Genomic DNA, 13,149 nt, shown 5'->3' with positions numbered 1-13,149 from the left:
CGTCGGTGCCCCGGGCGCCCGGCCGCCGGGTCTCAGTCCTCGCCGAGATACGCCTTGCGCACCGACTCGTCATGGAGCAGCTCGCGCCCCGAGCCGGAGAGCACGATCGATCCGACCTCCATCACATGTCCCTGGTCGGCCAGGGAGAGGGCGGCCTGCGCGTTCTGCTCCACCAGCAGGATCGTCGTGCCCTGCGCCCGCAGTTCCACGATGGTCGCCATGATCTTCTGCATCATGATCGGCGACAGGCCCATCGACGGCTCGTCCAGCATCAGCAGCTTCGGCTGGGACATCATCGCCCGTCCCATGGCGAGCATCTGCTGCTCACCGCCCGAGAGCGTGCCCGCCGCCTGCTTGCGCCGCTCGCCCAGGATCGGGAAGAGATCGTAGGCGCGCTGGATGTCCCGGGCGATTCCGTCGGTGTCCTTGCGGAGGAAGGCGCCGAGCCGCAGATTGTCCTCGATGGTCATCCGGGGAAAGATATGGCGGCCCTCCGGGGAGTGCGCCAGACCGAGCGAGACGATCTGGTGCGCCGGGACCTTCCGCAGCGACCTGCCGTTGAACCGGATCTGTCCGCCCAGGGGTTTGAGCAGCCCGGAGAGGGTGCGCAGGGTGGTGGTCTTCCCGGCGCCGTTGGTGCCGATGAGGGTGACGACCTGGCCCGCCTCGACGGTGAACGAGATGCCCTTGACGGCCTCGATCTTGCCGTAGGCGACCCGTAGGTCCTCGACCTCCAGCAGTGCGGTCATCGGTCGTTCTCCCTGCTGTTCGGCGCTTCGGACGGATCGGCCGCCCCCGTGGCGTCGGGTGTCGTGGCGGGCCGCGACCCCCCAGTGGTCCCGGCGGCCCCGGTGGCACCGGCGGACTCCGCCGCCTTGGTCGACTCCGCGGCCTCGACCTCGGCCAGCTCCTCGTCCCCGGGCGCTCCCTCGAAGGGCTCGCCCAGATACGCGGCGACGACCCGTTCGTCGCCCTGGACGGTCTCGCTGTCGCCCTCGACCAGCTTCTCGCCCTGGACCAGCACGGCCACCCGGTCGCAGAGGTTGAAGATGAACCGCATGTCGTGCTCGATGACGAGGACGGCGATCCCCATGTCCCGGATGGCGAAGACCAGTTCCTCGGTGGCCCGGGTCTCCTGCGGGTTCATCCCCGCCGTGGGCTCGTCGAGCAGCAGCAGCCCCGGCTCGCTCGCCAGCGCCCGCGCGATCTCCAGCTTGCGCTGCTCTCCGTACGGCAGGTTGCGGGAGAGGTGGTCGGCCTTGGCGGCCAGTCCCACGAACTCCAGCAGTTCCATCGCCCGCGCCCTGGAGGCGGCCTCCGCCCGGTGGAACGAGGGGCCGCGCAGCAGCGCCGACCACAGTCCTTCCTTGGTCCGGGTGTGCCGTCCGACCAGCACGTTCTCCAGCACGGTCATATTGGCGAAGAGCCGGATGTTCTGGAAGGTGCGCGCGATGCCCGCCGCCGTGACCTTGAAGGACTTCGGCGGCAGGACGGTGCCCTGGTAGCGGACCTCTCCCTCGGTGGGGATGTAGAGGCCGGTGAGGCAGTTGAAGAAGGTGGTCTTCCCGGCGCCGTTGGGGCCGATCAGACCGACGATCTCCCCGCGGTTGACGGTCAGATCGACCGAGCGTACGGCGGTGAGGCCGCCGAACCGCATGGTGACCCCGGTGGCTTCGAGGACCGGCTCCCCCGGGGTGACACGCTGGGTGGTGGTGGTCGTCATGGCTCAGGCCCCTGTCTTGCCGAGGGCGACGGACGGTGCCGGGTCCGCCTCGTGGAACTCCAGCTGGCGCCGCCGGTTGGGAATGAGCCCCTCCGGCCGGAAGCGCATCAGCAGCACCAGCGCCAGTCCGAAGGCGAGGAGCTGGTAGTCGCCGAGGAACTGGAGCTTGGCCGGAATGAGATAGAGCAGTGCCGCGCCCACCAGCGGGCCGCTGATGGTGCCCATGCCGCCGAGGACCACCGCGGCCAGCAGGAAGGCCGAGTTCGGCGGGACGACATGGGCGAACTGGTACTGCTCGGGGGTGACGGTGTAGGTGACATGGGCCTGGACGGTGCCCGCGAGCCCCGCCAGCGCCGCGCCGAGCGCGAAGGCGATCAGCTTCACCCGGAAGCCGTTGATGCCCATGGCGAGCGCGGCGGTCTCGTCCTCGCGGATCGCGATCCACGCCCGGCCGATCCGGGAGTCCCCGCTGCGCCGGAAGACCACCACCACGATCAGGGTGATCAGCAGCATCAGGAAGAAGTAGTTGGCGAACCGGCCGATGGTGAAGCCGAGGATGGTGTGCTCGGCCCCGAAGTCAAAGCCGAAGATCTTGAGGTTGGGGATGGAGGAGATGCCGTTGGAGCCATTGGTGATGTCGGGTCCTGAGGTGCCGTCCATGTTGTTGACGGCGATACGGAAGATCTCACCGAAGCCCAGCGTCACGATGGCCAGATAGTCGCCCCGCAGCCGCAGCGTGGGCGCGCCGATCAGCACCCCGAAGACCATCGAGGCGGCGGCGCCCACCAGGATCGCGCCCCAGAAGGGGAGATGGATGTCGAACGGCGAGGAGGGCGATCCCGAGACCATGGCCGCCGCGTAGGCGCCGACGCCGAGGAAGGCGACGTAACCGAGGTCGAGCAGACCGGCGAGCCCGACCACGATGTTCAGTCCGAGCGCGACCGTGGCGAAGATCAGGATGTAGACGCCGATCGTCGCGTACTGGTCGTCGGACTGGGTGAAGGGGAAGGCCGCGGCGGCGGCGAAGGCGCCGCCCAGGGTCACATTGCGGTGCCGGGCGGTGATGGTGGCGACCCGGGAGATCAGCCCCGCCTTGGCGACCGCGGCGAAGCCGAGGCCCGCCGTGAGCAGGAAGCCGATGAACAGCTCGTCGTACTCGGTGCCGATGCCGTAGGTGAAGACCGTCAGACCGATGGCGAGCGCCGCCACGATGATCAGGATCTCCAGATACGAGGAGAGCTTGGGCGCGGGCCGCACGGTCCCGGTGACGAAGGCCGCCTTCACCACCGCGAGCTGGTTGTGCCCCTTCTGCCGCAGCTGGTCCAGGGCGGAGTCCTCGGGGTCCACCGGCTCGGGGTCGGGGTGGACGAACGGCAGCGCCAGCGCCCCGGCGAGGGCCACGAGCGTCGCCAGGGCGGCTATCCAGCCGCCGATCTCCAGATTGACCAGACCGCCGAGCTTTCCGCTGATGGCGAGGACGGTGTACCAGGCGGTGGCGAAGCCGGCGAGGGCCGCGAACCGCAGGGCGCTGTCCGCACCGGCCGGAGTGAGCCAGCGCAGCCCCTTCACCCCGTACGAGGAGAGGCCGAGCAGCGTGGTGAGCGCGCCCGCGATGAGGACGAGCCACTGGAGGCCGCCCGGATAGCCGTAGACGGTGAGATCGCCGGGGAAGGCGGAGGTCCAGGTCCAGGCGAGGAAGGCGGAGACGGCGGTGACCGCGCCACCGCCGGTGGCCAGCGCACGGGCGAGGGCGGGCGGCAGCGGGATCAGGCCCCGGGCGCCGGGGTCGGCGGCCGGGGTGCCCGGCAGCGGGTTCTGGGAGGTCTGTGCGTTCTGGCTGTTCTGCTTGTTCTGCTTGGTCACTGTGCTCACGCCCTGTCCGCGACGCGCTCGCCCAGCAGCCCCTGGGGCCGGAACAGGAGGACGAGGATAAGGAGTACGAACGCCCAGACGTCGGCCCAGGACTGGCCGCCGACCTGCTGCATCCCGGGAATGTCACTGATGTAGGCGGTGGCCATGGTCTCGGCGATGCCCAGGGCGAGACCGCCCAGCATCGCTCCGTAGATATTGCCGATGCCACCGAGGACGGCGGCGGTGAACGCCTTCAGACCGAGGATGAAGCCCATCCGGAAGTTCACCTCGCCGTACTTGAGTCCGTACGCGACGGCTCCCACGGCGGCGAAGGCGGCGCCGAGGGCGAAGGCGACCACGATGATGCGGTCGGTGTTGACGCCCATCAGCTTGGCGGTGTCCGGGTCCTGGGCGGTGGCCTGCATACCGCGCCCGGTGCGGGTCCGCATCACGAAGTAGGCGAGGACCGCCATACAGATGGGGGCCGCGAGCAGCAGGAAGACATCACCGGTCTGGATGGTGACACTGCCGATCTCGAACGGGCCCCCGGGGATCTCGGGGAAGGTGCGGGAGGACTTGGCCTCCGGGTACCAGGCCCAGACGGCCTGCTGGAGCGCCAGGGAGAGACCGATCGCGGTGATGAGCGGGGCCAGCCGTGGGGCACCGCGCAGCGGGCGATAGGCGAAACGTTCCGCCCCTACCGCGATCGTCGTCGCGACGATCACCGCGCCGACGATCATCAAGGGCAGGGCCAGCCACATGGTGGTGCCGGACGGAAGGATGAGCCAGACCGTGAGGGCGCCGAAGCCACCCGTCATAAAGATCTCGCCATGGGCGAAGTTGATGAGTTGGACGATGCCATAGACCATCGTGTAGCCGATGGCGACCAGGCCGTACATGGATCCCAGTAGCAGGCCGTTGACCAACTGCTGCGGCAGTTCGTGCACCGCACGTCCTCCGAGTGCTCGACGTCTCGCGACGGATGCGACCCCGCGCGGGGCGCTGTGGTGACGCGCCCCGCGCGGAGGGTGGGTGAATGGGCGTCGGCCGGTGGGTCAGCCGGCGAACGTGCCGGACTTGACCGCCTTCCAGGCGGTTCCCTCGTACTGGTAGACCGTGAGCTGCTTGTTGGTGGCGTCGCCGTACTCGTCGAACGAGACCTGACCGGTCACGCCGGAGAAGTTGACGGACGGCATGGCTTCGAGCACCTTGGCCCGCGCGTCACCGGGGAGCTTGCCGTCGTTGCCCTCGACGACCTTCTTGACGGCCTCGATGATCGACCAGGCGGAGTCGTAGGAGTAGCCGCCGTACGCCTCGTAGGCGTCCTTGTACCCGGCCGCCTTGTAGTTGGCCACGAACTCCTTGGCCGAGGGCAGGGTCTCGACCGGCGCGCCGACCGAGGTGGCGAGGTCGCCCTGGCCCTCCTTGCCGGAGAGCTTGATGAAGTCGGCGCTGTAGATGCCGTCACCGCCGACCAGCGGGATGTTGTTGCCGGACTTCTTGATCTGCTTGCTCAGCGGACCCGCGGCCGGGTACTCACCGCCGTAGTAGACGACGTCGGCGCCACTGCTCTTGATCTTGGTGACGACGGCGGAGAAGTCCTTGGTGTCCGGGTTGATGTGGTCCTTGCCCGCCACGGTGCCGCCGAGCTTGGTGAACTCGGCCCGGAAGGTGGCGGCCAGACCCGCGCCGTAGGTCTTCTTGTCGTCGATGACGAAGACCTTCTTCTTCTTGGCGTCGTTGAAGAGGTACTGCGCGGCGAACGGGCCCTGGATGGCGTCCGTGGTCGCGGTGCGGAAGTACGACGTGAAGGGGCGCGCCTTCTCGCCGCCGTTCCACTTCGGGCCCTGGGTGAGCGCCGGGTTGGTGTTGGCGGGCGAGACCTGGGTCAGCTTGGCGTCGTCGAAGACCTTCTGCATTGACTCGGCGACCGAGGAGTTCAGCGGGCCGACGACGCCGAGGACGTCCTTGTCGGCCACGAACTTGGTGGCGTTCTGCTGGCCGGAGGAGGGCTGCGCCTGGTCGTCCAGGGCCTCCACCTTGAAGGTGACGCCCTCGACGTGCTTCTTCTCGTTGGCCTGTTTGGCGGCGAGGTCGACAGAGTTCTTGATGCCGAGGCCGAGCGCGGACAGCTCACCGGTCAAGGGCGCGTCGATCCCGATGACGACCGTGGATCCGCCGCCCCCCGAGTCCCCGCCCTTGTTGTCGTCACGCGAACCACAGGCCGTCAGGGACAGAGCCCCCGCGGTGACTGCGGCCGTCATGGCTATGAGAGAACGTTGACGCACGATCAGTCCTTTCACCGGGCACGGCCGTCCCCCCTGGAACGGCCGAGTCAAGCGCGGGAACCGAACCGAAAGAATTCGGTGGCGCGGTGACTGGCGGTGACTCTATGGGGGTGAATAGCGCTGGTGGAGAGGTCTGGGCCAGGCTGTGACGCTCTTGTTATGCCGGTGCGTAATACATAGCGGAACACCGTGGGTGGAACAGCCGAATTCCATCCGTTTCGTCGCGTCCGCATGGTGAGAACGTGCAGGACCGTAAGGGGGTTTGGCTGCTGATAATTGATCTTGAGGGCAGCGGCTCCCCAGCGCCCTGGCCAGGTCCCGGGCGTACTCCTCGCCCAGGATGAAGCTCTGTTCTTGTATTGCGCGCGTATTACGCAGGGTGACGTCCAGGAAAGGGAGTCCGGCATTCCGCGGCACTTTTCCGCAATCCGACACATCAATCATGACCAGTACCGTGCGCGGCCTTTCGGTGCGAACGGTGAAGGGGGCGGCGGGCTCGGTCGACACCCGCAGCGCCTCGGAGACCTGCGTGATCCGCTCCACCGTCACCGGCGGGCCCGTCACCGCGCTGACCTGGACCCGGAAGCCGAACGCGGCCCCCCGCGCCGCGGCCGGACCGTCATAGGCGAAGGCCACCGACTGGGCGGGGAAGGGTGTGGGCGGGGGAGCGGCCGGTATGGGCCGGGTGAGATAGAGATAGGCCGAACCGAGGGCCAGGGCGGTCATCGCGATCACGGTCAGAGCGGTACGGCGGCGCCCCGGCGCCGACGCGGCGTCCGGCGGGGGCGTACCTGCCGGGGTCATACCGGCCGAGGGCGTGCCGGCCGAGGGCGTGCCGGGCGGGGCCGTGCCGGGCGGGGCCGTACCGGGTGTGGCCTTCTTCGGCGGGGGCGTGCCGGGCGGGGTCGCGTCTGGCGGGGTCGCGCCTCCATCGGCCCAGGTCCCCTCCCCGGCGGCCCAGGTCCCCTCCCCGGGCTCGACGGGCCCCACCCCACGGCCGCCCATCCCTCACCACCGGGCCCGGGCCCGCACCGGGCCCCGCCCCCTCCGGCGCCCGTCACCTCCAGCCCTCATGCCCCAAACGCTAGACCTCCCCTCGCCCCCCGACAACGCCCGTACCGCGCTTCGCTGTTACCCCGGGACCCTCCATGGCGCGGCATCCTCGGACCCGCGTCAGCGGCGACGAACGGATCGCCGCTCCCGTGTCTCTCCCGCCGCGGGCGGGGCGCCGCGCCCCGGGCGCCTCAGGCCTCCGCTCCGCCCGTCGCGTTCCCCTCCCGCAACATGCACGTCAACCGCCCCGTGGAGACCCGCCGCCCCTCCTCGTCCGACACGACGATCTCGTAGGTCGCCGTCGACCGCCCCCGGTGCACCGGCGTCGCCACCCCGGTCACCTGCCCCGACCGCACCCCGCGATGGTGCGTGCAGTTCAGATCCACCCCGACGGCGATCTTGCGGCTCCCGCCGTGCAGCATCGCGCCCACCGAGCCCAGCGTCTCCGCCAGCACGGCGGACGCGCCACCGTGGAGCAGCCCGTACGGCTGGGTGTTGCCCTCCACCGGCATGGTGCCGACCACGCGCTCCGCCGACGCCTCCACGATCTCGATGCCCATCCGCGTACCCAGGGTCCCCGCCGAGAAGAGCGCGGGCAGATCCACCCCGAGTGCCGCGTACTCGTCGATGACCTCCTGAGGGAACTTCACTGCACTGCGCTCGCCCATGGGCACGGCTCCGATCCGATTGGGTTGCGTGCTGGATACACCGTCTTATCAGATGACTGAGCGAACGCTTAGCCGCTGGATCACATTCCCCTGGGGTCCGCCGCCATGGCGCGCCTCGTACGCCCGCACCGAGGGGCACGCCACGGCATCGACCGGTGTGGTGGGCACGGCGTCGACCGATGGGCGTGGCACAGCCCTCGCACGCGACTCCCCCACCCCGCACCGGCGGGTCTCCCGGAGCCCCCTCAGCCCCCGGCTATCACCGGCTCCCCACCCCCTGGCTCCCGCACCGCCTCACAGCGCACCACCACCGACTTGCTGGCGGGCGTGTTGCTGGTGTCGGCGGTCGCGTCCAGCGGCACCAGCACATTGGTCTCGGGGTAGTACGCCGCCGCGCATCCGCGCGCCGTCGGGTAGTGCACCACCCGGAAGCCGGGGGCCCGCCGCTCCACCCCATCCCTCCACTCGCTCACCAGATCCGTGTACGAACCGTCCGCCAGCCCCAGTTCCCGCGCGTCCTCGGGGTTGACCAGCACCACCCGGCGCCCGCCCTTGATCCCCCGGTAACGGTCGTCCAGACCGTAGATCGTGGTGTTGTACTGGTCGTGGGAACGCAGTGTCTGGAGCAGCAGCCGCCCCTCGGGCAGCTCGGGGAACTCCACCGGCGCCGCCGTGAAGTTGGCCTTGCCCGTGGCGGTGGGGAAGCGCCGCTCGTCACGGGGCGCGTGCGGCAGGGTGAACCCGCCGGGCCGGGCGATCCTCGCGTTGAAGTCCTCGAAGCCGGGCACCACCCGCGCGATCCGGTCCCGGATGGCGCCGTAATCCCGCTCGAACTCCTCCCAGGGGGTGGCGGAGGCCGCGCCGAGCACCGCCCGCGCCAGCCGCGCCACGATCACGGGCTCGGAGAGCAGGTCGGGGTGGGCCGGGGGCAGGTTGCCGCGTGAGGCGTGCACCATGCCCATGGAGTCCTCGACGGTCACCACCTGGCGCACCCCGTCCCGGAGATCCCGGTCGGTCCGCCCCAGGGTGGGCAGGATCAGCGCCCGCGCCCCGGTCACCGCGTGGGAGCGGTTCAGCTTGGTGGAGACATGCACGGTCAGCCGCGCCCGGCGCATGGCCGCCTCGGTGACCTCCGTGTCCGGTGAAGCGGCCACGAAGTTGCCGCCCATCGCGAAGAAGACCTTCGCCTCGCCGTCGCGCAGCGCCCGGATCGAGCGGACGACGTCATAGCCGTGGTGGCGTGGGGGAGCGAAGCCGAACTCCTTGCCCAGGGCGTCCAGGAACGCCTCCGTGGGCCGCTCCACGATCCCCATCGTGCGGTCGCCCTGCACATTGGAGTGTCCGCGCACCGGGCAGACCCCGGCCCCCGGTCGTCCGATGGCGCCGCGCAGCAGAAGGAGGTTGACGATCTCGCGGATCGTGGCCACGGAGTGTTTGTGCTGAGTGAGCCCCATCGCCCAGCACACGACGGTGCGCCGGGAGGCCAGCACCATGGCCAGCGCGCGCTCGACCCCGCCCCGGTCCAGGCCGGTGATCCTCAGCGTCTCGTCCCAGTCGGCGCCCCGCGCGGCGGCGCGGAACTCCTCGTACCCATGGGTGTGCTCCTGGATGAACGCCTCGTCGACCGCGCCGGGCACTTCCAAGATCAACTTATTGAGCAGTCGGAAAAGTGCCTGGTCACCGCCGATGCGGATCTGGAGAAAGAGGTCATTGAGGGCGACGCCCTTGATCATTCCACGAGGGGTCTGGGGGTTCTTGAACCGTTCCATTCCCGCCTCGGGGAGCGGATTGATCGAAATGATCTTGGCGCCGCCGGACTTCGCCTTCTCCAGGGCGGAGAGCATGCGCGGGTGGTTGGTGCCCGGATTCTGCCCGGCGACGATGATCAGATCCGCCTGGTGGAGATCTTCGAGCGAGACGCTGCCCTTTCCGACGCCGATCGTCTCGCTCAGCGCCGACCCCGAGGACTCATGGCACATGTTGGAGCAGTCGGGAAGATTATTGGTCCCGAATTCGCGGACGAAGAGCTGGAAGAGGAAGGCGGCCTCGTTGCTCGTGCGGCCCGAGGTGTAGAAGACGGCCTCGTCGGGGGAGGAGAGGGCGGTCAGCTCCTCCGCGACGATCCCGAAGGCCCGCTCCCAGCTCACCGGCTCATAGCGGTCCCCGCCCTCCGGCAGATACATCGGCTGGGTGATCCGGCCCTGCTGCCCCAGCCAGTACCCACTGCGGGTGGCGAGATCGGCCACCGGGTGCTCCACGAAGAACGCGGGAGTGACCCGGCGCAGGGTCGCCTCCTCCGCGACGGCCTTCGCGCCGTTCTCGCAGAACTCGGCGACATGGCGCCGCTCACCCTCGGGCCAGGCGCAGCCGGGGCAGTCGAAGCCGTCCTTCTGGTTGACCTTGAGCAGGGTCCGGGCGGTGCGGGCCACTCCCATCTGGCGCCGGGCCATCTGAAGGGTGTGGCCGATGGCGGAGAGCCCGGCGGCGGCGTGGGCGGGCCCGGACACCTCGGGGGCGTCCTGGACCGGATCGCCCGCTGGCGGTTTGCTGACCATGGTGCTCCCCCTTGAGCGCGGTCACGGTGCCGAAGGCCACGGAAGCGACGCGGAGCCCGCCCTGGGCGGGCCCAGTCCACGCCCGTCCCCGAGCGCGTCCGCACATGCGTCCCTGTCCCGCACGCGTCCGTGAATCCCGCACATGACGATGAACCCGAGTCCGGATCCGAAGCCGAATCTGTCCACCACGATCCTGACACGGGCCACTGACAGCGGCCGGGGCGCGGCGCCGTGGACGGCGATGTCAGTGGTCCGTGGCAGGATCGTCCCGTGGCTGAGACAGCATCGAGGAAGACCCCAGAAGAGAACCGTCCGCGCCTGCTCCTCATGGACGGGCACTCCTTGGCGTACCGGGCGTTCTTCGCGCTGCCCGCGGAGAACTTCACGACCGCGAGCGGACAGACGACCAATGCCATCTACGGCTTCGCGTCGATGCTGGCGAACACGCTGCGTGACGAGGCGCCCACCCACTTCGCCGTGGCGTTCGACGTCTCCCGCAAGACCTGGCGCTCCCGCGACTTCCCGGAGTACAAGGCGAACCGCTCCGCGACACCGGACGAGTTCAAGGGCCAGGTCGAGCTGATCGGCGAGCTCCTCGACACCATGAACGCCCAGCGGTTCGCGGTCGCGGACTTCGAGGCCGACGACGTCATCGCCACACTGGCCACCCAGGCCGAGGCCGAGGGCTTCGAGGTGCTGATCGTCACCGGCGACCGGGACTCCTTCCAGCTGGTGAGCGAGCACACCACCGTGCTCTACCCCACGAAGGGCGTCTCCGAGCTGACCCGCTTCACCCCGGAGAAGGTCCAGGAGAAGTACGGACTGACCCCGTCGCAGTACCCGGACTTCGCCGCCCTGCGTGGTGACCCGTCCGACAATCTGCCCGGCATCCCCGGCGTCGGCGAGAAGACCGCCACCAAGTGGATCAACCAGTTCGGCTCCTTCGCCGAGCTGGTCGAGCGCGCCGACGAGGTCAAGGGCAAGGTGGGGCAGTCACTCCGGGACCACCTGGAGGCGGTCAAGCTCAACCGGCACCTCACCGAGCTGGTGCGCGATGTCGCACTGCCCAAGGGTGTCACCGACCTCGCCCGCGCTCCCTATGACCGGGCCGCGCTCAAGGGGTTCCTGGAGATCCTGGAGATCCGCAACCCCAGCCTGCGGGACCGGCTGCTCGCGGTCGACCCGGGCGCCGCGGAGGAGGAGGCGCCCGCCCCGGCCGCCGGGGTCGAGCTGGACGGCTCGGTCCTCGACAGCGGGGAGCTGGCCCCCTGGCTGGAGCGCCATGGCTCCCAGCCCCTCGGTGTGGCCACCGTCGCCAGCTGGGCCCTCGGCGTCGGCAGCGTCAGTGAGATCGCGCTGGCGGCCGCCGACGGCGCCGCGGCCTGGTTCGACACCTCCCGGCTCGACGAGGCCGATGAGCGCGCCTTCGCGGGGTGGATCTCCGATCCGGCTCGCCCGAAGGTGATGCACGGCGCCAAGGACTCCCTGCGGGTCTTCCCCGAGCACGGCTGGCGGATCGCGGGCGTCACTATGGACACCGCGCTCGCCGCCTACCTGGTCAAGCCGGGGCGCCGCTCCTTCGCCCTCGACGCGCTGTCCATCGAGTACCTCCACCGCGAGCTCGTCGCGGCCGCCGCCGACGGTCAGCTCGCCTTCGGCGTCGACGAGCACGCCGAGGCCGACGCCCTGATGGCGCAGGCCCGCGCCGTGCTCGACCTCGGCGACGCCTTCACCACCCGGCTCGCGGAGGTCGGCGCCGCCGAGCTGCTCCACGAGATGGAGCTGCCCACCTCCCTGCTGCTGGCCCGGATGGAGCGGCGCGGTATCGCCGCCGACCACCCGCATCTGGAGAAGATGGAGGAGACCTTCGCGGCCGCGGTGCAGCAGGCGGTCACGGAGGCCCACGCCGCGGTCGGCCATGAGTTCAACCTGGGCTCGCCCAAGCAGCTCCAGGAGGTCTTCTTCGGCGAGCTGAACCTCCCCAAGACCAAGAAGACCAAGACCGGGTACACCACGGACGCCGACGCCCTGGCCTGGCTCGCCACCCAGACCGACCACGAACTGCCGGTCATCATGCTCCGCCACCGTGAGCAGGCCCGGCTGCGCTCCACGGTCGAGGGTCTGATCAAGACACTCGCGGCGGACGGCCGGATCCACACCACCTTCAGCCAGACCACCGCCGCCACCGGCCGCCTCTCCTCCACCGACCCCAACCTCCAGAACGTGCCGGTGCGCACGGACGAGGGCCGCGCCATCCGCCGGGGCTTCGTCGTCGGTGAGGGCTTCGAGTCCCTGATGACGGCCGACTACAGCCAGATCGAGCTGCGGGTGATGGCCCATCTCTCCGAGGACGAGGGCCTGATCCAGGCGTTCACCTCTGGCGAGGACCTCCACAACACCGTCGCCTCCCAGGTCTTCGGCGTGGACACCTCGGCGGTCGACGCGGAGATGCGCCGCAAGATCAAGGCCATGTCCTACGGCCTGGCGTACGGCCTCTCCGCCTTCGGCCTCTCCCAGCAGCTGAACATCGAGGCGGGCGAGGCCCGTGCCCTGATGGACACCTACTTCGAGCGGTTCGGCGGAGTGCGCGACTATCTCCGCCGCGTGGTGGACGAGGCCCGTGCCACGGGCTACACGGCGACCATGTTCGGCCGCCGCCGCTATCTGCCCGACCTCAACAGCGACAACCGCCAGCGCCGTGAGGCCGCCGAGCGCATGGCGCTCAACGCGCCGATCCAGGGCACCGCCGCCGATATCGTCAAGATCGCGATGCTCCGTGTCGACGGAGCCCTGAGCGAGGCCGGGCTCTCCTCCCGACTGCTGCTCCAGGTCCATGACGAGATCGTGCTGGAGATCTCCCCAGGGGAGCGCGAGCGGGTCGAAGAGCTCGTGCGCCGCGAGATGTCGGCCGCCGCCTCGCTACGAGCCCCGCTCGATGTCTCGGTCGGTGTCGGCCCCAACTGGGAGTCCGCCGCCCACTGACCCCTCCGGCCGCCGGGGGCCCTCAACCG

At 69.8% G+C, this 13,149-nt stretch carries 9 protein-coding genes; 1 reads left to right on the top strand and 8 read right to left on the bottom strand.

From position 1 onward, the window contains the following. Positions 1 to 32: 32 nt before the first annotated feature. The 8 genes from ACFVIM_RS26035 to ACFVIM_RS26000 all read right to left on the bottom strand — a co-directional run bounded on the left by ACFVIM_RS26035 (position 33) and on the right by ACFVIM_RS26000 (position 10,138). Positions 33 to 749 carry an ABC transporter ATP-binding protein gene (locus tag ACFVIM_RS26035; protein ID WP_384305839.1) on the bottom strand — a complete coding sequence of 239 codons (717 nt, stop codon included), beginning with the start codon at positions 747 to 749 and terminating at the stop codon, positions 33 to 35. After that, positions 746 to 1,723 carry an ABC transporter ATP-binding protein gene (locus ACFVIM_RS26030; protein ID WP_384305837.1) on the bottom strand — a complete coding sequence of 326 codons (978 nt, stop codon included), beginning with the start codon at positions 1,721 to 1,723 and terminating at the stop codon, positions 746 to 748. The genes ACFVIM_RS26035 and ACFVIM_RS26030 overlap by 4 nt, the downstream gene beginning before the upstream one ends. Before the next feature lie 3 nt (positions 1,724 to 1,726). After that, positions 1,727 to 3,532: a branched-chain amino acid ABC transporter permease gene (locus tag ACFVIM_RS26025; RefSeq protein WP_384305844.1), complete on the bottom strand. Its 1,806-nt coding sequence runs from the start codon at positions 3,530 to 3,532 to the stop codon at positions 1,727 to 1,729. A gap of 59 nt (positions 3,533 to 3,591) precedes the next feature. Further along, entirely contained in the window at positions 3,592 to 4,521 is a 930-nt protein-coding gene (locus ACFVIM_RS26020; RefSeq protein WP_384305834.1) for a branched-chain amino acid ABC transporter permease, read from the bottom strand. A 108-nt stretch (positions 4,522 to 4,629) separates the two neighbouring features. Continuing rightward, positions 4,630 to 5,862: a branched-chain amino acid ABC transporter substrate-binding protein gene (locus ACFVIM_RS26015; RefSeq protein ID WP_384305831.1), complete on the bottom strand. Its 1,233-nt coding sequence runs from the start codon at positions 5,860 to 5,862 to the stop codon at positions 4,630 to 4,632. A 102-nt stretch (positions 5,863 to 5,964) separates the two neighbouring features. After that, on the bottom strand, positions 5,965 to 6,597 hold the full coding sequence (locus ACFVIM_RS26010; RefSeq protein ID WP_384305829.1) for a Tat pathway signal sequence domain protein: 633 nt from the start codon (positions 6,595 to 6,597) through the stop codon (positions 5,965 to 5,967). Between the two features lie 509 nt (positions 6,598 to 7,106). Next, complete coding sequence (locus ACFVIM_RS26005) at positions 7,107 to 7,583, bottom strand: PaaI family thioesterase (RefSeq protein ID WP_384305826.1); 477 nt, start codon at positions 7,581 to 7,583, stop codon at positions 7,107 to 7,109. A 245-nt stretch (positions 7,584 to 7,828) separates the two neighbouring features. After that, entirely contained in the window at positions 7,829 to 10,138 is a 2,310-nt protein-coding gene (locus tag ACFVIM_RS26000) for an FdhF/YdeP family oxidoreductase (protein ID WP_384305823.1), read from the bottom strand. 327 nt (positions 10,139 to 10,465) lie between these two features. Between ACFVIM_RS26000 and polA the strand changes: the two genes are divergently transcribed. Further along, the gene (gene polA / locus ACFVIM_RS25995) at positions 10,466 to 13,120 is read left to right on the top strand and encodes a DNA polymerase I (RefSeq protein ID WP_384305842.1); all 2,655 of its coding nucleotides are present in this window, start codon (positions 10,466 to 10,468) and stop codon (positions 13,118 to 13,120) included. Positions 13,121 to 13,149: the final 29 nt, after the last annotated feature.

The organism is Streptomyces sp. NPDC057638 (assembly GCF_042800315.1).
Lineage (GTDB): Bacteria > Actinomycetota > Actinomycetes > Streptomycetales > Streptomycetaceae > Streptomyces.
The sequence above is the reverse complement of the archived record's forward strand: the minus strand, read 5'-3'. Positions and strand labels throughout refer to the sequence as shown.

Coding starts and splice junctions, on each gene's coding strand:
- ACFVIM_RS26035 (WP_384305839.1), bottom strand. CDS start 749: ATGACCGCACTGCTGGAGGTCGAGGACCTACGGGTCGCCTACGGCAAG.
- ACFVIM_RS26030 (WP_384305837.1), bottom strand. CDS start 1,723: ATGACGACCACCACCACCCAGCGTGTCACCCCGGGGGAGCCGGTCCTC.
- ACFVIM_RS26005 (WP_384305826.1), bottom strand. CDS start 7,583: ATGGGCGAGCGCAGTGCAGTGAAGTTCCCTCAGGAGGTCATCGACGAG.
- ACFVIM_RS26000 (WP_384305823.1), bottom strand. CDS start 10,138: ATGGTCAGCAAACCGCCAGCGGGCGATCCGGTCCAGGACGCCCCCGAG.
- polA (WP_384305842.1), top strand. CDS start 10,466: ATGGACGGGCACTCCTTGGCGTACCGGGCGTTCTTCGCGCTGCCCGCG.